The following is a 21,740-nucleotide window of genomic DNA, read 5'->3' as shown; positions in this document are numbered from 1 at the left end:
AACGAACCGCAGAGACGCAGAGAAGCCAGTGCGTTGGGCGGGTTCCCCGACTTGTTCGCGCAGCGTCTCCCCCTGGGAGAAGCAACTGGCGCGACACAGAGAGAATAAAAAATGCTTAACTGAACTGTATTGAATCATAATTATGAATTACAAATTATTATCAGCTTCCTCCCACATTCATCGCTGCTAAAAAAGCCTTTTGGCTCACATCTCTGTAAACTGTATTCAAATACTTCATTACCACATCACTCGAAGTTGAACTTACTGTATTTTCCTCTTCCTTCGCTAGGGGGATTGCTCCTAATACATCTAATACCGTTTCGCTAGTGGACGGTGCAATAACTACCAATGATGACTCTAGTGGCTCATTGTATTGCCAGAAAGAATCAATTTTTACCGAGTATTTATTATTAGGAATTGACTGTTGAATATCAGGCGTTTCTATGGTATTGGGTTGAATCTTGGCGCTACGTAATTGGCGTAAATCACTGATAATTTGCTCTTTGGTGCGTCCGCGCAATTGAAATAGTACAAAGGGATCTTCACTGAAGCGATCGCCTAACTGATAGTACAATGCACCAATATGCTTACAGGGATTTGCTTTATCAGGACAAGAGCATTTACTCTGGACATCACCAAGGGTAAAAGGAAATATCGAAAGACCATTAGCCGTAAACACTTCTTCTATATTTTGTGGCATTTCTCCTGCTAGCAGCTTGGCAGCAAAAATTGCCCTTTGGGACATAGTTTCAATTACATAACCCCACTGTTCATCACTAAAAGGTTCAAGGGAAAGGGAAACTTTATAAGGTTCGATTTCACTACCTTGTACCCTGGCTAATACTTTTGCACCTTTAAATTCAATGCTGAGAACATTTCCTTGACGAGCATAGTTTCTTGCACGTTCTAAACGCTTTTTAAAGCGATAGGAATCTAGCAAATCTAGCCATTGTTGTGACCACCATTCTCGGCTTGCTTGTAATGTGTAATTAGTCATAAATCAATTAAAAATTTTATTTGACTGGTTCGTAGTGAGAGCTTTAGCACTCAAATTAAGGACTAAAGTCCTGACTAAAAACTTATTCTGCATCATCGTCAATTATTGCACTGCGGTCTAGTATTAGTAAGTTCCGAAGTTGGTCTGTATCCATTTCAGTTAACCATTCTTCACCAGCACCTACAACTTGTTCAGCTAGTTGTTTTTTACTTTCAATCATGTCATGAATTTTTTCTTCTAAAGTGCCTGTGCAAACAAATTTATGTACTTGCACATTCCGGGTTTGACCAATGCGAAATACTCTATCTGTGGCTTGATTTTCTACGGCTGGATTCCACCATCTATCAAAGTGGAATACATGATTTGCTCGTGTTAAATTTAATCCTACTCCACCGGCTTTTAGAGAAAGAATCATAATCGGCGGCCCTTGAGGATCGTGTTGGAAACGGTCGATCATTTCCTCTCGTTGTTTTTTACTGGTGCTACCATATAAAAAGAATATTTCTCGCCCAAGCTGTTTTTCTAAATAGGGTTTAAGTAATTTACCCCACTCAGCAAATTGTGTGAAGATTAAAGCGCGATCGCCTTCTGCTAAAACTTCTTCTAACATTTCTTCTAGCCGCAGTAGTTTGGCTGAATGATGTTGTTCTAATGTCGTCTGTTTTAAGTATTGGGACGGATGATTACAGATTTGTTTGAGTTTGATTAGTAAACCTAAAATCATGCCCCTGCGTTGTAATCCTTCCGCAGATTCAATCTCGACTAAAGATTGTTCTACAACTTGTTGATAAAGTGCGGCTTGGTCGCCAGTTAGACCGCAAAATACGGTCATTTCTTGCTTATCTGGTAAGTCTTGAATGATGTCGCGATCGCTTTTCAATCGCCGCAGTATAAATGGCTGAACTAATGAACGTAATTGACCCAAAGAAGCCGTATCTCCATACTTTTCAATTGGCATGGCAAATCGACGCTGGAAAAATTGCTTGTTGCCTAAATATCCTGGATTGAGAAAATCTAAAATAGACCAAAGTTCTTGCAGTCTATTTTCTACAGGTGTCCCCGTTAAGGCAATGCGAAATGTAGCTTTTAATTGCCGCACTGCTTTTGACTGCTTCGCCTCAGAATTTTTCACATTCTGGGCTTCATCTAAAACAATTATCTGCCAAGAGACACTTTCTAATGATTTGATATCTCGATGAAGAAGTGAATAGCTGGTGACGATTAAATCATGTTTTTTTACTGCTTCTAAAAACGCTTTACCTTTTGGGCGTTTGTCACCGTGATATTGCAAAATTTTCAGGCTTGGTGCAAATTTATTTACTTCCCTTTCCCAGTTGCCTAAAACAGAAGTTGGACAAACTAGCAGTGTTGGATTTTCGAGTGCATCTTGTTCTTTGAGATGTAGCAAAAAAGCGATGAACTGCACGGTTTTACCGAGTCCCATATCGTCGGCGAGACACGCGCCTAAACCCCAACGTTCTAAGAAGGATAGCCAAGCAGCACCTCGTTCTTGATAGGGTCGCAACTGCCCTTTAAAGCCTGTTGGTGTGGGTAAAGGTGCGATCGCTTGATTATTGCTTAACGCGCCTATCAACTCTTGCAATGCCCCTGATGCCTCAAAGCTGACTACTGGTAATTTTTCAATTACCTGGGTATCCCCTGTACTAAAACGCAAGGCATCTTCCAAGGAAAGGGACATTTGGTCTTTGCGAGTGGTAAAAAAGGTTTGGGCTGTTTTGATATCTTGGGGGCGCAATTCCACCCACTCGCCGTTAATTTCCACTAGCGGACTATTTAAAGCCACAAGTTTATCAAACTCAGCTTTAGAAATAGTTTGTCCCCCAATTGCTAATTGCCATTGGAAATTTAGCAGACTTTGCAAGCCTAAACGTCCCTGCTTTTTCTTTGGGGTTTCGGCTGTAATTTTTAAACCCAAACGGTTCGCCCATCCTTCACGATTCGCTAAACTGGGAGGTAAAATTACTCCCAAACCACTGTCTTCCAATCTCCAAGCCACAGCTTTGATAAACTCATAAGCTTGGATGGGGGTGAGATGAGAAGATTGGGGATATTCTGTTTCAAAGCTGGGTGCGATCGCAGGATACAATCGAGAAGCTAGCCCCAAACCTCGCAAAAACGTTTCTTGTGGTTGCTCAATTGTCCGATTTTCATAAATAAATCGTTCAACTGGATTGTTCCAAATAGTTGCTGCATCCACCACAAACTCAGAATCATCAGCTGCTTGCAGAAAATACGCCAATGTCCAATCTGTTTCGCCTGACTCTGGAGAACGCAGTTGAAAACAAGTACGAAATAAAGTCTTAAGAGTTAATTGGTATTGTAGCGGCATCGTCCAAGCTTTTAGCGCAGCTTCCAGTCGTTCCACTTCATTTACATCTGCATTGATTGGATGAGATGCACTGCTTAAGCCTTGCAACCATTGTCGCACCGCATCTTTACCTGTTGCGGTTTTAGGTTCAATTGGAGGTTGAGAACCTATCATTTCTCGCACTTGGGCATCTATCGTACTGTTGAGAAATCCTAAAAGTAATTCTTGAGGTTCGGTAGGGAAATTTACATACATTGGGCATGGGGCATTGATGATTAATTCATCTCCCTCATCTCTCCCCACTCCCTCTTGATAAGTACGACAAACCAACGGCATATCCGCAGAAAATTTTTCTAGGCGGGTTCCATCTACAGCACTGTCTAGAAGTACTTGCCATTTAGCAGCAAATGCACCATCTGATTGTCTGTCAATTCTTGGTAAAAACTTACACCGCGAAATTAAATCTAAACTCCATCGGGCAACTTGCGACCAAAAACGTAAATCTCCTCCTAAAAAGGCATCTTCACCTTTTGCAGCATTTAGAGGAATCGCAGCGAGAAATTTTACCGCCTCGCTGGGGTTGAGAGAAAAACCCTCAACTTGCCACGGTTGTAAATATTGCGGGGAGTCTGTTTCTAATCCCAAGCTGGCAGAATGCACGGGGAAAATCGCAGATGTATCTTCTGGGATATAAGTTGGTAGGGCAATAATTTGGGAGTGGGTTGGTAAACTGATCTCAGTAGGACTGGGGGCTTTCCGGGTTCGCCCAGTAGTAGCGATGGCTCCGCCAACGCCAGGGGCGAACGCAATTTGCGGTTGCTGGATAAAGTTGGTAATCGCCATCTTCTGGGAAACCAACCACTCGCTTAACTCAACCGATGTCATTGCCAATGGATGTACCGGGATATCTCCAGATCCATTAGGCTCAAAATTCGCTCGTGGCGATCGCCAAGTTTCTCCCCAAATAAATAAACAACCCTTTTGACTTTTTAGTAACCAATTACCGTGTAAAATCGCCATTTGCTAACTACTCAGTTTATCGTAAAATTAAATAATTTAACTCGCAAAAACTCTAATTTCTACATCTTATCAATAACATTTATAATAAAATAGCTGCACATAATAAAATTCTAAATACTCATTTTGCATAAACATTATTAATCATGAATTTCCCCCTTGTTAAAGTTATAAAAAATAACATAATAGTAGAACTAGATTATATGCATCCTCAAGAACAGGAGGTTGTAAGAGCATTACTCAATGTTGTAATTGTTGAAGGTAAAACTTATCCCCAAAAGCAACCTCTAGCTCCGGCAGAATTTTCAACTTACTGGTTAAGCAAGGATGCCTTTGTTGTCAGGGCATCTGGTGAGGATGCTAAACACAAACCAAAAGAAATATTAGGGGCGTTTTATTTAAAGCCAAACTTCCCCGGTCGGTGTTGCCATATTTGCAACGCTGGTTTTATTGTACAACCTGGGTTACGCGGTCAGGGGATTGGGCGGTTCATGGGAGAGGCGATGCTCTCAATAGCAGCAAACCTGGGCTACGAGGCTGTGATGTTCAATTTGGTCTTTGAAACTAATATACCTTCAATTACCCTTTGGCAATCGTTAGGATTTGAGATTATTGGGCGAATTCCCCGTGCGGCAAAGCTAGGGGATGAACAAGTGGTAGACGCGCTGATGATGTATCGTGCTTTGGGTTGAACCACTTCTCTATCTTTGTATGTACTAGAAGTCAGCCCTAGTGCATAAATGTTAGGATTGCCACAGAAAGAGAATAGCGAAAGAGAAGGAAAAAGAACTGAATGGCAGAAGTTGATAAGTCAATATCCTTCGATGGTAGGGATATTCGGCTGAAAGTAGGCTTGCTAGCTCCCCAGGCAGGTGGGTCGGTTTTGATAGAATCAGGGGACACATCTGTTTTAGTGACAGCTACGCGATCGCAAGCCAGAGAAGGCATTGATTTTCTTCCCCTCACTGTAGATTATGAAGAAAGGCTATATGCAGCTGGTAGGATTCCCGGCGGGATCATGCGGCGAGAAGGTCGTCCACCAGAAAAAACAATTCTCACCAGCCGTCTTATAGACCGTCCCATGCGTCCTTTGTTCCCCTCATGGTTACGGGATGACCTGCAAATTATTGCCTTAACGCTATCGATGGACGAGTTAGTTCCCCCCGATGTGCTAGCAGTTACAGGCGCTTCCATCGCTACCCTGATTGCCCAGATTCCTTTTAACGGGCCAATGGCAGCAGTTCGCGTTGGTTTAGTGGGAGATGATTTCATTATTAACCCCACTTATGCAGAAATTGAAGCCGGAGATTTGGATCTGGTAGTAGCCGGTTCACCACATGGCGTAATCATGGTGGAGGCGGGAGCTAATCAGTTGCCAGAGCGCGATATTATCGAGGCAATTGACTTTGGTTATGAAGCAGTGCGGGACTTAATCAAAGCGCAGCAAGATTTAGTAGCAGAACTGGGTTTGGTAATAGTCCATGAAGCACCACCAGAACCAGATCAGACGCTAGAAAATTATATCCGCGATCGCACCAGCGCCCAGATTAAGAAAATCCTGTCACAATTTACCTTCACCAAACCCGAACGCGATGCAGCTTTAGATGTCGTCAAGGATGAAATTGCCACGACGATTAAGGAACTGCCAGAAGAAGATCCAATTCGAGTTGCCGCAACTGCAAATAGCAAGGCACTTGGTAACACTTTTAAAGATATTACCAAGTACTTCATGCGGCGGCAAATTATCGAAGATAACATCCGCGTTGATGGTCGTAAACTCGATGAAGTACGTCGTGTTTCTTGTTCAGTTGGTGTCTTACCAAAGCGAGTCCACGGTAGCGGTTTATTTAACCGAGAACTGACTCAGGTATTATCCGCTTGTACTCTGGGTACACCAGGGGATGCTCAAAACCTCAACGATGATATGCAGTTAGACCAACACAAGCGTTATCTGCATCATTACAACTTCCCGCCGTTTTCAGTGGGGGAAACCAAGCCAATGCGTTCTCCAGGAAGACGCGAAATTGGTCACGGGGCATTAGCAGAGAGAGCCTTACTACCTGTGCTACCCTCAAAAGAAGAATTTCCCTACGTGATTCGCATCGTATCGGAAGTACTTTCTTCCAACGGTTCCACCTCAATGGGTTCAGTCTGCGGTTCCACCCTCGCCCTGATGGATGCTGGTGTACCAATTCTCAAACCCGTCAGTGGCGCAGCAATGGGTCTGATTAAGGATGGGGACGAAGTGCGAATCCTCACCGATATTCAGGGGATTGAAGACTTTTTGGGCGACATGGACTTCAAAGTTGCCGGTACAGATACCGGAATAACCGCCTTGCAAATGGATATGAAAATCTCCGGTTTGTCATTGGATGTTATAGCCCAAGCCGTCCACCAAGCTAAAGCAGCTAGGTTGCACATTTTGGAGAAAATGCTCGCTTGCATTGACACGCCACGGATTGAAACCTCACCTTATGCCCCACGTCTGTTAACAATCAAGATTGATTCAGACATGATTGGTCTAGTTATCGGGCCTGGAGGCAAGACTATTAAGGGGATTACAGAGGAAACTGGTGCAAAAATTGACATCGAAGATGATGGCACCGTGACAATTTCGGCTGTGGATGAGAACAAGGCCAAGAGAGCCAGAAACATCATTCAAGGCATGACCCGCAAGTTGCACGAAGGGGATGTCTATGCAGGACGCATCACTCGGATTATACCAATAGGTGCATTTGTGGAATTTTTGCCAGGGAAAGAAGGGATGATCCACATTTCACAACTAGCTGACTACCGCGTTGGCAAAGTTGAGGATGAAGTAGCGGTGGGCGACGAAGTGATTATCAAAGTGCGCGAAATTGATAACAAAGGTCGGATTAATCTCACCCGCTTGGGTATCCACCCAGATCAAGCAGCAGCAGCACGAGAAGCGGCGGCGGTGAATCGGTAACTCGATTTGGGATTTTAGATTTGATCTAAAATCCGCGATGCCTATTGTGAAGGCATCGCTGTTTGCTTCTCTAATTAGTTTCCAAATTGCTCTAGATAAAGTCACCCTGCTTACAATTGTTAATTTATTTATTAAATACTTGACAGGTTGAAGGTAGTATATATAACTTTATATTCAATATGTTGAACTTCATCGACGCATCTCGCCCGAACCTTGAAAACCGCATAACTTCGTTGAGGTGTGTCGATGCCTTGTGTAGTAAGGCTTTTAGGCTACAAAATTGACGAATTTTTGTCTTCATCAAAAGATGCGTCGATTAAGGGGTTTATAACCCACTCCTAGCAAGGCTTCCAGAAGTGAACTCTTTCCATAACCACTTCCCCTAACGGGGATGGAAACTAGCCATGTGGTGCCATTTGGCTTAGGACACCGAGGCTCGTGACTTTCCATAACCACTTCCCCTAACGGGGATGGAAACTCGAAGTTCAGGGGCTGAACCTCGGCCACATCGACGATACTTTCCATAACCACTTCCCCTAACGGGGATGAAAACAGTGCAATCAAAATTCCAATCAGGAAGAAGGGAGCCAATCTTTCCATAACCACTTCCCCTAACGGGGATGGAAACAGGGGAGCTGCATAGTATAAATGACCCTTGATCGACTTTACATAACCACTTCCCCTAAAGGGGATGGGTGCGACTATCGGTTGCACGTAGAGAGTGAGTTCCTCAGAAAAACTCGTGGCAAGTGTCAAAAGCCAGTACTCGCCCGAAGGGGCATTGCGGGTAACTGCGATGTTTCAAAGCTAGAGGGTAAAATGCGCGACATCAGCAAGCCGCAGAGTTAGGTGAAGCGCTAGGGTAAAACTAGACAGGGTTAACAGATGTGAATCCTCGTTGAGGCATCGTGAAGAGGAATTACCGAAAACGGCTGAGACGGTAAAAGGGGTAAAGTGATTCTGCCCAATCCTCAGAATCAGTAGACACCAAAAACCCCCGGTGTATAGAGGGAACCCAAGCTAGCTGTATCTCTCACGTGTGATACGAAGTAACCCCAATGGGGTCTTGTAGCTAGATAGACGTTACGAGTAGAGATGGGAGTAATCTCGCTTTAATTCCCCAGTGGGTGTAAGATGCTGCAAAAAGCGAATGCTGCTACACCGAAAGGTAACAGGAACACATAACTGGGCAGATAGGTCAAATGACCAACTTGAAAGAGTGCTGACGTGTGGCGAGTGAATCCCTTGAAGTCTAATGCAAAGGAAACCGAACTTCTTCGGGAAAAGTTAGGTGCAATTAAAAATTGTGAACGTAACCGGAAGAACTACTGACTGGAATAGCGTCAACTGGAGAAACGCGTTCCGAGTAGTTAGGCGACTAAGACAGAGAATTTTCAAGGCAACCATTGGCGGTAACTTGAAAAAGGTTGGCAGCCTTCAAAAGCTACTTATGCGTAGCTACTCTAATATACTACTTTCCGTTAGAAGAGTTACGCAACTAAACCAAGGCAGTAAAACAGCAGGGGTAGATAGATTACTGGTAAAAACCCCGGCAGCTAGAGGGTTGTTGGTGGATATCCTCACCAAATTTATTCCTTGGAAGCCGTTACCAGTCAAGCGGGTGTATATCCGTAAATCCAATGGAAAACAAAGACCACTCGGAATACCTTGTATTGTCGATAGATGTCTCCAAGCCATCGTCAAAAATGCCTTGGAACCCTATTGGGAAGCGCACTTTGAGCGCACTTCCTACGGCTTTAGACCGGGAAGGTCATGCCATGATGCGATTGAAAGGATACATTCAATGTCAAAAGCCAATTCCACTAAAAAGTGGGTGGTAGATGCGGACATCAAAGGTTGCTTTGATAACATCTCTCATGTGCCGCTAATTAATGCCATTGGTAATTTTCCAGCCAGAAAATTAATTCAACAATGGTTGAATGCGGGATATGTGGATAAAAGTGTTTTCTATGATACCAATGCTGGAGTACCTCAAGGTGGAATTATTTCACCGCTACTTGCGAATATAGCTTTGCATGGTATGGAATCTGCTCTCGGCATTCGCTACGATAAAAACGGTCATACAATTGGCGACCGAGGTATTGTACGCTACGCCGATGATTTGGTGGTGTTCTGCAAAAGTCGGGAAGATGCTGTAAAAGCCCATGATATCCTCCAAGAGTTTCTGTTTGCTAGAGGTCTAACTCTATCAGAGTCAAAAACCCACATAGTACGGCTATTGGATGGATTCAACTTTTTAGGCTTTCATATCAGACAATACCCTGATTCCACTACCAAAACAGGTAGGAAAGTATTAATCAAACCTAGCATTGAATCTTTGCAAAATATCCGGGATAAAATCAAACAAGTATGGCTTGATAACAAAAGTTGTAGTGTTGATTTTGTCATAGACAAGCTAAACCCAATTATTCGGGGCATAGCCAACTATTACCGGACTGTAGTTTCCTCGCAAATATTCAGTTCTCTAGATAGATGGATGTTTGTCAGGGAAAGAAGGTACGCCAAAAGAATGCACACCAAGAAAAATCAATCTTGGTATAACCGTCGTTATTGGGGAAGGCTAAACCTTGATAGAAGCGATTACTGGGTATTTGGTAACAAGCGCACGGGAAAACATTTACTTAAGTTTAGCTGGTTCAATATTAGGAGGCATCCAATGGTTAAAGGTGCTTATTCTACCGATGACCCAGAGCTAAAATCTTATTGGGAAAATCGGCAGAATATTAAATCTAAAAGTTTAATTCCTAGTTACCATCAGCTTGCCCAAAAACAAGATTTTAAGTGTACTGTCTGTGGAGAATCATTACTAAAAGATGAACCCATACAAAAGCACCATAAAATCCCTTGTCATCAAGGTGGGAACGATAGTTACGCTAATTTAGAATTAGTGCATTATTACTGTCATCAACAAATACATTCTCTAGTACAGAAATCCAATTCTGAACTCGACGATGAACTGAGTCTTTGGTAGCTCTAGGATTTGCTAAAGCCGGATGCTTGGTTAACTTGCTTGTCCGGTTTGTCGGGGGGAAAGGGGTAGCAATATCCCTGCCCTACCCATTAAACAGGCTACTTGCTTTTTCTAATGCTTCCTTCAAATTCTGAATTCTGACTCCTGGTTTGTGTAAAATGGTCAGCGTATCAAGAAGCTTTGCTCCAGGCGATCGCACATGACCATTACAAAACGGCGACTAGAGACATTTCTACAATTTGGCAAAAGTACCAATCTTTCCCAAAGACTGATGCTCATCGGGTTAGCCATTACCCTATTTTTCATCTTCCTAGCATTCTTCGCTCCCCTATTCCAGGCTTGGGGATGGTTGCAAAACCCAAAGGATTTTCTCTCTAATCCAATTCACGAGCCACCCTCAGCTAAACATTGGTTTGGGACTAGTCGCCTTGGTTATGATGTGTTTTCCCGGACATTGTTCGGCGCTCAAGCTGCTTTGCTGGTGGTGATTTTGGCAACAGCATTGAGTATGATTATCGGCGTGCCTTTGGGGATGCTGAGTGGTTATCTCGGCGGGAAACTGGATAAAGTTTTGCTGTTTATTATGGATAGCATCTACACTTTACCGGGGCTACTGCTGTCTGTGACACTGGCATTTGTAGTGGGGCGAGGGATATTAAATGCAGCGATCGCAATTAGCATTGCCTACATCCCGCAATATTATCGCGTTGTTCGCAACCATACTGTGAGCGTCAAAACAGAAGTGTTCATCGAAGCCGCTCAAGCAATGGGCGCTTCCACTTGGGTTGTGCTTTCTCGTTATCTATTTTTCAACGTCATTCAAAGCGTACCCGTCCTCTTCACCCTCAACGCGGCTGATGCAATTTTAGTGTTGGGCGGTTTGGGCTTTTTGGGGCTAGGACTTCCCGAAGAAGTGCCAGAATGGGGACATGATTTAAAACAAGCTCTAGAAGCTTTACCTACTGGCATTTGGTGGACTGCACTTTTCCCTGGTTTAACTATGACCTGCATGGTGGTAGGGTTATCACTACTTGGTGAAGGGTTAAACGAATTTGTCAATCCCCGGTTACGGAGAGAAAATAGAATCCGAAAATAGCAGTCAACAGTGGACAGTTCTCAGTCAATGGGCTGATTATTGATAACTAATAACTGAGTAATTAATAACTGGAGAGATTTGTATGAAAGATAACCTGACGTTAATTGCCGCCGCGACTGGCGGGTTTATCCTTTCTGTTGCCCTTGCTGGCATTTTAAGAGGTGCGCCAGTTACAGGTTGGCAAGAGCAATCGAATTTCCGCGCTACAACTTTTGCTAATTTACAAAAATCGGAGTTGAAAGCCGCGCGTCTTTCGCCCTTGGGAGAAGATGCGCGAACAGAACGGGGTTAACAATTCAAGGTTGGGGTAGTTCACAGTGGTAAGTTCTCAAGTAATTGGTATTGATGTGGGGGGAACAGCGATTAAGCTGGGGCGGTTTACAGCCGATGGTACTTGTGTGCAATCCTTGACTGTGGCGGCTCCCCAACCCACAACACCAGAGGCTGTACTGGCTGCGATCGGAGATGCGATCGCGCAAATTGATCCAGATAATCAAACTGTTGCTATTGGTGTTGGCACTCCTGGCCCGTCCGATGCCGCCGGACGCATCGCCAAAATCGCCATTAACTTACCTGGATGGCGCGATGTGCCTTTAGCAGATTGGTTAGAAGCCAAAACTGACAAACCAACTGCGATCGCTAACGATGCCAACTGCGCTCTTTTGGGAGAAGCTTGGTTAGGAGCCGGTCGTCACTTTCAAAATCTGATTCTGCTAACTTTAGGTACTGGGGTTGGTGGTGCAATTATCCTCGATGGCAAACTATTTATTGGTCATCAGGGTGCTGCTGGAGAATTGGGTTTAATTTCACTCAACCCAGATGGGCCAATTTGTAATAGTGGCAATCAAGGCTCTTTAGAACAACATACCTCCGCTACTGCCATTCGCCGCCGCACTCTCAAGGAACCCATCGAATTGGGTCTTCTTGCCCAACAAGGAGATCCTACAGCATTGACTTTTTGGCAAGAATATGGTAAGAATTTGGGAATTGGTTTGACGAGTTTGATTTATGTACTGACACCGCAAGCGATCGTCATTGGTGGCGGTATAAGTGGCAGCTTTGAGTTTTTCTTACCAGCAGCGAAGGCAGAGATTGAGAAGCGAGTCCAGCCTTTATCACGAGTGGGTTTAGAAATTTTGCCAGCAGAGTTAGGCAATTTTGCGGGGATAGTGGGTGCAGCAAAGTTGGCATGGCAACACTATTCGAGATTTTAGCTCGTGTAATCTTAAACTAGAAATATTGCTTGGCGATCGCTTTATTTGTTTTGAGAATTGAGAAATAAGTAGTAATGCAAAATTAAATATACATTTGTCATTGCGAATGGAGCAAAGCGGAATGAAGCAATCCCAAAACCTTGCGTTCGCAAAGCGTGTCCGAAGGACTTATGCAACTCTTAGAGACGCTGTTCGCGTTCGCCACATTTCATTACGCTCGTAATAACATAAATATTTTTGCATACGCACTTAGCGATCGCCAAATTATTTGCTTTAACCTAGTAGTCTATCGCATTAATTTTGCAAGGTTTGTAGTGAGCGATTTATCGCTCAATTTCAAGCACTGAAGTGCTTACTACTAACTCATCAAAGTTCAACTGTATATTCGTGTACAGTAATGTTATGATATTGAACCAAGAAAATGTCTAATGCAATTAAAGTCTTTTTTTCCTACTCCCACAAAGATGAAGCCTTGCGTGACGAATTGGCAACTCATTTGCAGATGATGAAACGTCAGAAAGTTATCGAAGCTTGGCACGATCGCGAAATCAGTGCTGGTACAGAATGGGCTGATGCGATCGATGATAATCTTAACATTGCAGATATCATCCTGCTGCTGGTGAGTGCTAACTTTCTGGCTTCAGATTACTGTTACGACAAAGAAATGACACGCGCAATGCAGCGACATGAAACGCGGGAAGCTCGTGTAGTTCCGATTATTCTTAAGCCATCAGACTGGACTGGCGCACCTTTTGGTAAACTGCAAGCACTCCCCAAAAATGCTAAACCTGTCACAACCTGGCAAGACCAAGATGAGGCTTTTTTAAATATCGCTCAAGGGATTCGCAGAGTTATTGAAGAAATTGCGAAATCAAAAACTTCTTCCTCAACTCCTTCTAACAATATTACACCTGTAACTTCCAGCCCTTCTGCTATAAGTGGGGGATTAACTGAGCGCCAGCGTCAGAGATGGGAGCAAGAACGAGATTCAGTGCAACAACAGTATGACCTCGTAAGCAAAAGATTGGGACTGCTGGGTAAAGCATACGCCATTGAAACGGATGTATCTACAAAGCTGAGGCTAGAAGTCCAAATTCAGGAAGCCCAAACAGAAAAAGATAGATTAAATCAGCAGCTTGAGGAAATCGAGCAAAAGCTTTTGTAGTTGTCTTTTTAAAACAGCAAGCCAATTTCTATGCCCACTATGAAGTCTATTGAAGTTTTTATTTCTTACCACCAAGAGGATGAGGAACTACGAAGACAGTTAGATACAGCACTTGCGTCTTTGCGTCGGGAAAATATTATTAACAGTTGGAACGATCGCAAAATTATCCCTGGGCAAGAAATCAAAGGCGAAATAGATGAGCATTTAAACCAGGCTGGGCTGATATTATTACTCATCAGCCCTGATTTTATCGATTCTGATTATCACTGGACAGTTGAAGTTACACGAGCATTAGAGCAGAATGCAGCAGGTAAGGCTTGTGTTATCCCAGTGCTGCTACGCTACGCAGATTGGGAAATTCCCCCCATTGATAAACTGTCGCCACTACCTAGTAATCGCAAACCGATAAAAAGCTGGAATGACCGAGATGAGGCATTCTTAGAAGTTGTTAAGGGAATTCGGGAGGCAGTGCGATTAGTTGAAAACTCCAATTCCTCACGCCCAAAACAAACAACACAAGAACTTGAATATCAAGTCACAAGCCTGATCAACGAAGCAGATCGTTTGAGCGAAGCTAAAAAGTTAGAGGAGGCAGCCGTCAAATATAAAGCAGCCCTCAACCTTGACCCAAACTCTGTATATGCTCATCATGTACTAGGGGTTATGCTGCACAATCAAGGAAAGTTGGAAGAAGCGATCGCCGCCTACCAACAAGCCCTGCGCCTCGACCCAAACTTTGCAATGGCTCACAATAACCTGGGGAATGCGCTATACGAACAAGGGAAGTTGGAAGAAGCGATCGCCGCCTACCAACAAGCCCTGCGTCTCGACCCAAACTTTGCAATGGCTCACAATAACCTGGGGTTAGCGCTGTCCGAACAAGGGAAGTTGGAAGAAGCGATCGCCGCCTACCAACAAGCCCTGCGCCTCGACCCAAACTATGTAAACGCTCACAATAACCTGGGGGTTGCGCTGAAAGCTCAAGGGAAGTTGGAAGAAGCGATCGCTGCCTACCAACAAGCCCTGCGCCTCGACCCAAACTTTGCAATCGCTCACTATAACCTGGGGTTAGCGCTATACGAACAAGGGAAGTTGGAAGAAGCGATCGCCGCCTACCAACAAGCCCTGCGCCTCGACCCAAACTATGTAAACGCTCACAATAACCTGGGGAATGCGCTATACGAACAAGGGAAGTTGGAAGAAGCGATCGCTGCCTATCAACAAGCCCTGCGCCTCGACCCAAACTTTGCAATGGCTCACAATAACCTGGGGGTTGCGCTGAAAGCTCAAGGGAAGTTGGAAGAAGCGATCGCAGAATTGGAAATAGCTGTTCGCCTCGATCCTAGTAGCACTCTGTTTCGTGAGAACTTAGATATTTATAAGAATGAGAAGAAGGGTTTTTGGGGGCGTTTATTTGGTGGGTAAAATATTCTCAGTCTTATTCATCTCTCCGGTGTGCAATCAAACTGCTCAGAAACTAGCTGTATTGCTGCTACAAGAAGACGGGAGCATCCCAAATGTGTAAAAACAGGACTTACGCACTTAAAACCTGAAACCTCGATCCCCCCTAGCCCCCTTTAAAAAGCAGGGTGGTTTCATACAGCGAGAGAAAAATAATAATGACTCAAAGACTTGTGTGTACACCGTAGCCTTTATAAGGGGAGGGTTAGGGTGGGGTAAAACTTTGGTTAATCAGCTGTTTCAGACTTGTGTGTACACCGTAGCCTTATTCTTGGAGTGGGTTTCTTCGGGTTTAATAAGTAATCAAGTGGACAAGTCCATTCATTCAGAACACAAGTCCATTCATTCAGAACACAAGTCCATTCATTCAGAACACAAGTCCATTCATTCAAAACACAAGTCCATTCATTCAGAACACAAGTCCATTCATTCAGAACACAAGTCCATTCATTCAAAACATAAGTCTATTTGTTCAGAACACAAGTCTATTTGTTCAGAACACAAATCCATTTGTTCAGAACACAAGTCTATTCTCAACAATTTGTTGTCTAGCATCGTGTAATTACCGAGTCAGTAGCCAAATCTTATTACAAAAAACACCTTTTTTTGCAAGTTTTACTGAACCAATATATTGTCCCATTGAGACACTCTAGAAAGATAAGTTTAGTAAAAAGTATACATTGATGCCACGCAAAAAAAGAAGCTCTCCCCTTTTAGAAAAAACTGAACAAAAAGTAATCGGGTTTAAATCAATTAATTCCAGCCTTGACTTTGGTGATTCTATCAGTTTAAGTTATTTAACCCAGTTAACCGGGCAACTCCGCAACCAGATTGACCAGTATAATATGATGCTAACCGCCCTTGACTCGGCAAAAGCAGAAATAGAAACTCTTGAAAAGACTATCCGCGAAACTTCAGAACGCTTAGTCAGTGGTGTAGCGTTAAAGTATGGCAAAGACAGCCGAGAATACGAAATGACAGGCGGAGTACGCAAAAGCGATCGCATTCGTAAAGCCACTATCACCAGGCTAAAATCCACCGCAGACTCAAAAGCGGCTTCTCTACAGACAGCGTAACGAGTAACAAGTAAGCATCATTTGCGGTAAATGATGCCCATTAGGCATCTCCAAAAAAGAATGTAGAGACGCGATATATCGCGTCTCTACAGTTAAAACGTGGGTGTTGAATTACAGAAGCGATCGCATCGCTGACATAGTCAAAAAAGAAACCGTAATTTAGACCAAATTGCGTGGAGTATAGGTTATACCAAAAATGATAATCAACAAGAGGGTATATGACAGTTACATCTACTGAAAGTTCTCATTCCTTACTCTACGGTTTAGTTAACGGCTCAATAACTCAACTCCCAGATGATGAAGCGATCGCTGCAAATAAAAACTTGGCACAACAATTACAGTCTCGACTACAAGATTTCTGGCTATTGAATTCACCTGATGGACTGTGGGGGGCAAAATCTGCTAGGGCGTTGGCGACTTATAAACACTTTCAAAATATTACTGAGCCAGGAATTGGTTCTCATACTGCTGCCAGTTTACTAAATACTGAGCCAACTAACTTAATACCTGGATTCCAACTCAATGGCGATTGGCCAAGCCGAACTGTCATGTGGATGAGCTTACACAATCAACATATCAGCACAAATGGTAACAATGGGGAAATTAACATCGTTTATTTCCGAGGTTTAGATTGCAATGGTCAATGGAATGGAAATCAACCTTTTGTCTGGAACGATCGGCGTTGTGTGTTGGTAATCAAAAACCAAGTCCCCAGCTTTGTAGGTAATTGGTTAGCCACTTGTGACCCTGGAGAATATTATTGGGAACATCCAATGAATGACAAAGGCTGTGCAGATATTAAAGCCTGGCAGTTCCAAGCATGGAGCGTTGGCCACCATAAAGACCAATTAGCTCTAATACAAACCGGAGATATCACAGTGTTGCGTGGTGAGCAACGAGTCCCTGATACCAATAATAATTTTTATGTAGATCAACATACAACTGATAATCCAGATGGCGATCGTCCTGATGAACCAGTGAAAGGCTGGTCTGCTGGATGTATGGTTGGAGCTAGTTCCAACGAACATTATAATGAGTTTATGCCTTTGGTAAAAGTAGATCCCCGCGAAAAAGATGCTCCTGGTAAATATCAGCACTGGACAACTGTGATTAACGGGAATGAATTTTTAGACGTTTTCCCTTTATAAATCTTTATGCAATAGACATCTCCAAAAAAAATGTAGAGACGTAGCACTGCTACATCTCTACAAGGGTTGTGGATGACGCATATTTAATTTCTGGAGATGTCTAATTCATTCATGAGGTGAAAAGAGGCAGGGGAGCAGGGGGGAATAACTGAGACGGAGAAGCTCTCAGACTCCGCCCCAGTAAGAGCGCCCTTTATGGCGTTGCTCTCAACCCATGTTCCGCTCCGCTCCATGTCAAACGCACATTTTCAAAATCCCGTAGTTGTGTATCTGGCTCATACATCCGCTCTATCTATTTATAAGTAAAGGCGTACATCTATATATAGATGTACGCCTTTATCGCTGATTCATTTGTCGCCAAGATTTTTTTAAATCGTTTACTTCAATGCATTTTAATTAAAAGAGTTGGAGAAGTTATTAGGGTCTAAATCAGCAGGAAATAATAAAATCTCTTTGCCTTCTAGATTTGCTTTGTAGTAAAGCAAAATTGCCTTTTGCAAAGAACAATATTTAATTGGAACCCATCCATCACTATAAAAGTAGACAGTCACTCGACTCATTGCATACTCCTTCAATGGCAGTGGAACGCACCAGGACGAGTCCACAAATTGAACCTTACCTGTCGAGTCCATGCTTCGAACCTCAGTTGCTAAGTATATTTACTCTTACTCATCACTTTCATTACTTTCACTTATCCAAGTGAGTTTGAGTAACTATCATAAGTAGTAAGCTGATATAGCTTTAAGTTAGATATTTAAGTAAAACGTCAGAAGTCAACGAGTTTTTAGTTGGAATTGAGTCTTAGAGGATGTTTGAAAAGTCCTTTTCTTAGTAGCAAAATGTTTTAGATCCCCCTAAATCCACGCCACGTGCTTCAAGTCGGGGAACCCGCCCAACGCAGTGGCTCCCCTTAAAAAGGGGGACTTTGGTGTACACCGTAGCTTTTTAAGGGGGTTAGGGAGGATCAACAAGTGCGTAAAATCACAGGTAAATACTTTTCAAACAACCTCTTAGCCTTTGGCGTAACGCAACCTACCAAAACACTAAAGGAGTTAGGAATAAATAACTCCTAACTCTTAACTCTTAACTCTTAAATTCTAACTTTTTACACCGTACAACTCAACTCGCCGGCTTTTTGACTAAAGCGGTGATTCTCCCGATAATCTACCGGACAATCTATCACGGCGGGTACATCTTGAGCGAGGGCTTCTTTTAAAGTGGGAATCAAATCTAAGGCCGATTCAACTCGGTAGCCTTTTAAACCCATGCTTTCGGCAAATTTAACAAAATCAGGATTGCTAAAATGTACAAATGATGAGTTTCCTTTACCAAATTGATTTTCTTGTTTCCACTCAATTAAACCATAGCCACCGTCATTGAAGATTATGGTGACAAAGGGTGTTCCGACACGCAAGGCTGTTTCTAATTCTTGAGAATTCATCATAAAGCCGCCATCACCTGTGACAGCAACAACTTTGCGTTTAGGATGAACGAGTTTTGCTGCTAAAGCGCCAGGAATAGCAATACCCATAGCTGCGAAGCCATTAGAAATTATACAAGTATTGGGGCTATGGCAATGATAATGACGCGCCATCCACATTTTATGTGCGCCAACATCAGAGATAACGATATCATCTGGGCCCATTACTTGGCGTAAGTCATAAATTAACTTTTGCGGCTTAATGGGAAATCCATCATCATGGGCATACTGTTCGTAATCAGCCCGAATCTCTGACCTTAAGCTAATAGCAAAGGGATCGGGTTTACCTTGTCTATCTGCTAATTTTAAAATTTCATAAAGGGAATCGGAAATATCTCCCACAACTTCGGCGTTGGGAATATAACTACTATCAATTTCTGCCGGACTTACCCCAATATGCACAATGGGAATTTCACCATTCCGATTCCATTTCTTGGGAGAAAACTCAATCAAATCATAGCCGATCGCGATTACTAAATCTGTGTTGTCAAAGGCACAGGTAATAAAATCTCTTTGCTGTAATCCCACTGACCACAAAGCTAATTGATGTGTGTAGGGAATCACACCTTTACCCATGAAGGTATTAGCAACTGGTATATTCAGTAATGTGGCAAATTGCGTGACTGCATCACTTGCGTGAGCGCGAATTGCTCCATTTCCGACTAAGATTAATGGGTTAACTGCTTGGCAAATTGCGGCTGCTGCTGCCCGAATGCTAGCAAAAGATGCATAAGTTTTTTCGCTATTATCCTTACGCAAAGGTTTGCCTTCTACAGGCATGGCGGCAATATTTTCTGGTAAATCGATGTGAACTGCACCGGGTTTTTCTGATTGCGATCGCTTAAATGCTTTCCGTACTACTTCGGGTGTAATACTTGGTCGTACAATCTGCTTATTCCACTTGGTAACAGGGGCAAACATTGCCACCAAATCTAAATATTGATGGGATTCAATGTGCATTCTATCTGTTCCCACTTGACCGGTAATCGCCACTAAGGGCGCACCATCGAGGTTAGCATCTGCTACCCCAGTCATTAAGTTAGTTGCCCCAGGGCCTAGAGTAGAAAGACATACTCCGGCTTTTCCGGTTAAGCGTCCGTAGACATCGGCCATGAATGCCGCACCCTGTTCATGACGAGTCGTAATAAATTTAATGGAAGAATGTTTTAGCGCTTCTAAAACGTGCAAATTTTCTTCGCCAGGGAGTCCAAAAATATATTGTACTCCTTCATTTTCTAGGCACTGCACCAATAATTCTGCTGTATTCATTTTATTTCCTAACTATTGACAATAAATAATGGGAATTGGGAATTGGGCATAAATGAAGAGACAAGGGAGACAAGGAAGAGGGGGGAGACAAGGAAGAGACTATTCAATAATTCCCCCTTGTCCCCCTCATCTCCCTCATCTCCCCCATCTCCCCCATTCCCTACCCATAATCACTTCACCCACACGGTTTTCACATTGACAAACTCATGTATACCTTGGATACTCAATTCTCTGCCATATCCAGAACGCTTGATGCCACCGAAGGGCAACCGAGGATCGGATGTAACCATACTGTTGATAAATACGGCACCGGCTTCGATTTCTTCAACTAAGCGATCGCTTTCTTGGTCGTTGGTTGTCCAAGCGCTTGCACCTAATCCAAAGGGGCTGTCATTAGCGAGTTTAATGGCAGCATCGATATCTGGAACCCGAAATAACAAGGCTACCGGGCCAAAGAATTCTTCTTTAGCAATTGCTGCTTCTGGCGGGATATCTATGATAATCGTTGGCGGATAAAAGTTCCCTGGACGATCTGATAAAGGATGTCCGCCGATGAGGACTTTACCACCACTTTTTGTAGCAGCTTGTACTTGTTGGTCTAAATCCTGGAGAATACCAGGTGTTGCTAGTGGCCCCAAATCGGTATCCGGTTCCATAGGATCGCCTACTTTTAGCGCCTCAAATTTTTCTAAAAGCAATTTTTCAAATTTATCGGCGATCGCTTCGGCGATAATAAAACGTTTCGCTGCAATACATGATTGCCCGTTATTCAACATCCGCGCTGTAGTAGCTGTGACAACTGCTGTCTCTAAGTCAGCACTTTCTAACACAATAAACGGGTCACTTCCTCCTAATTCCAAAACTGTTTTTTTAATTTGTTTGCCGGCGGCAACGGCGAGGGATATACCTGCTGGTTCGCTTCCGGTTAATGTGGCAGCTTTTACGCGGTCATCAGCCATTAAGTCGGCGACTTTGGAAGCACCAATTAATAGAGTTTGAAACGCACCTTCAGGAAAACCTGCGCGGCGGATAATATCTTCAATTGCCAAGGCGCACTGCGGTACATTAGAAGCGTGTTTGAGTAAGCCGACATTTCCCGCCATGAGTGCTGGTGCAGCAAAGCGGAACACTTGCCAAAAGGGGAAATTCCACGGCATCACCGCGAGAATTGCCCCCATTGGTTGATAACGTACAAAACTCTGGCTGGCATCAGTTTTTACACTGACATCAGCTAAAAAACTAGGGGCGTGTTCGGCATAGTAGCGACAAACGGCGGCGCATTTTTCGACTTCTGCGATCGCAGCTTTCAATGGCTTACCCATTTCTAGAGTCATTAACTTCGCAAATTCTGCTTTGTCTTGCTCTAAAATATCAGCAGCTTTTTGCAGCCATTGCGATCGCACCGAAAAACTAGTTTGACGATACTCCTCAAAAGTCTGATTAGCTAAATCGAGTTTAGCGGTAATTTCTGCATCTTTGAGCGGCTCAAAGGTTTGACAAGTTTCCCCAGTGGCGGGATTAATGGTGGCGATCGCCATTACCTGAC

15 protein-coding genes are annotated in these 21,740 nt (G+C 43.4%); 10 read left to right on the top strand and 5 right to left on the bottom strand.

The window, feature by feature from the left end:
• Positions 1–160: 160 nt before the first annotated feature.
• Together GTQ43_RS11220 and GTQ43_RS11215 are read right to left on the bottom strand one after the other, a co-directional pair.
• Complete coding sequence (locus tag GTQ43_RS11220; protein ID WP_265272682.1) at positions 161–997, bottom strand: SWIM zinc finger family protein; 837 nt, start codon at positions 995–997, stop codon at positions 161–163.
• 82 nt (positions 998–1,079) lie between these two features.
• Positions 1,080–4,346, bottom strand: a complete 3,267-nt coding sequence (locus tag GTQ43_RS11215) for a DEAD/DEAH box helicase (protein ID WP_265272681.1) — start codon at positions 4,344–4,346, stop codon at positions 1,080–1,082.
• Positions 4,347–4,489: 143 nt separating this feature from the next.
• Between GTQ43_RS11215 and GTQ43_RS11210 the strand changes: the two genes are divergently transcribed.
• The 10 genes from GTQ43_RS11210 (at position 4,490) to GTQ43_RS11165 (ending at position 17,445) form a co-directional block, all read left to right on the top strand.
• On the top strand, positions 4,490–5,035 hold the full coding sequence (locus tag GTQ43_RS11210; RefSeq protein WP_265272680.1) for a GNAT family N-acetyltransferase: 546 nt from the start codon (positions 4,490–4,492) through the stop codon (positions 5,033–5,035).
• A gap of 101 nt (positions 5,036–5,136) precedes the next feature.
• Positions 5,137–7,293, top strand: a complete 2,157-nt coding sequence (locus tag GTQ43_RS11205; RefSeq protein WP_265272679.1) for a polyribonucleotide nucleotidyltransferase — start codon at positions 5,137–5,139, stop codon at positions 7,291–7,293.
• A gap of 1,291 nt (positions 7,294–8,584) precedes the next feature.
• Complete coding sequence (gene ltrA / locus GTQ43_RS11200) at positions 8,585–10,285, top strand: group II intron reverse transcriptase/maturase (RefSeq protein ID WP_265272678.1); 1,701 nt, start codon at positions 8,585–8,587, stop codon at positions 10,283–10,285.
• 199 nt (positions 10,286–10,484) lie between these two features.
• On the top strand, positions 10,485–11,381 hold the full coding sequence (locus GTQ43_RS11195; RefSeq protein ID WP_265272677.1) for an ABC transporter permease: 897 nt from the start codon (positions 10,485–10,487) through the stop codon (positions 11,379–11,381).
• 82 nt (positions 11,382–11,463) lie between these two features.
• Positions 11,464–11,673 carry a hypothetical protein gene (locus GTQ43_RS11190; protein WP_265272676.1) on the top strand — a complete coding sequence of 70 codons (210 nt, stop codon included), beginning with the start codon at positions 11,464–11,466 and terminating at the stop codon, positions 11,671–11,673.
• Between the two features lie 25 nt (positions 11,674–11,698).
• The gene (locus GTQ43_RS11185) at positions 11,699–12,595 is read left to right on the top strand and encodes an ROK family protein (protein WP_265272675.1); all 897 of its coding nucleotides are present in this window, start codon (positions 11,699–11,701) and stop codon (positions 12,593–12,595) included.
• Between the two features lie 421 nt (positions 12,596–13,016).
• Complete coding sequence (locus tag GTQ43_RS11180) at positions 13,017–13,760, top strand: toll/interleukin-1 receptor domain-containing protein (protein ID WP_265272673.1); 744 nt, start codon at positions 13,017–13,019, stop codon at positions 13,758–13,760.
• A 30-nt stretch (positions 13,761–13,790) separates the two neighbouring features.
• On the top strand, positions 13,791–15,185 hold the full coding sequence (locus GTQ43_RS11175) for a toll/interleukin-1 receptor domain-containing protein (protein ID WP_265272672.1): 1,395 nt from the start codon (positions 13,791–13,793) through the stop codon (positions 15,183–15,185).
• 719 nt (positions 15,186–15,904) lie between these two features.
• Positions 15,905–16,297: a hypothetical protein gene (locus tag GTQ43_RS11170; RefSeq protein WP_265272671.1), complete on the top strand. Its 393-nt coding sequence runs from the start codon at positions 15,905–15,907 to the stop codon at positions 16,295–16,297.
• 218 nt (positions 16,298–16,515) lie between these two features.
• Complete coding sequence (locus GTQ43_RS11165; RefSeq protein ID WP_265272670.1) at positions 16,516–17,445, top strand: hypothetical protein; 930 nt, start codon at positions 16,516–16,518, stop codon at positions 17,443–17,445.
• A gap of 392 nt (positions 17,446–17,837) precedes the next feature.
• Here the strand turns inward: GTQ43_RS11165 and GTQ43_RS11160 are convergent, their stop codons facing one another.
• The 3 genes from GTQ43_RS11160 to GTQ43_RS11150 all read right to left on the bottom strand — a co-directional run bounded on the left by GTQ43_RS11160 (position 17,838) and on the right by GTQ43_RS11150 (position 21,732).
• Positions 17,838–18,005, bottom strand: a complete 168-nt coding sequence (locus tag GTQ43_RS11160) for a hypothetical protein (protein ID WP_265272669.1) — start codon at positions 18,003–18,005, stop codon at positions 17,838–17,840.
• Between the two features lie 545 nt (positions 18,006–18,550).
• Complete coding sequence (locus tag GTQ43_RS11155; protein ID WP_265272668.1) at positions 18,551–20,194, bottom strand: acetolactate synthase large subunit; 1,644 nt, start codon at positions 20,192–20,194, stop codon at positions 18,551–18,553.
• A 170-nt stretch (positions 20,195–20,364) separates the two neighbouring features.
• Positions 20,365–21,732, bottom strand: a complete 1,368-nt coding sequence (locus GTQ43_RS11150) for an NAD-dependent succinate-semialdehyde dehydrogenase (RefSeq protein ID WP_265272667.1) — start codon at positions 21,730–21,732, stop codon at positions 20,365–20,367.
• Between the last annotated feature and the right edge of the window lie 8 nt (positions 21,733–21,740).

Source organism: Nostoc sp. KVJ3, assembly GCF_026127265.1.
In the GTDB taxonomy this organism is placed as follows: Bacteria; Cyanobacteriota; Cyanobacteriia; order Cyanobacteriales; family Nostocaceae; genus Nostoc.
The sequence above is the reverse complement of the archived record's forward strand: the minus strand, read 5'-3'. Positions and strand labels throughout refer to the sequence as shown.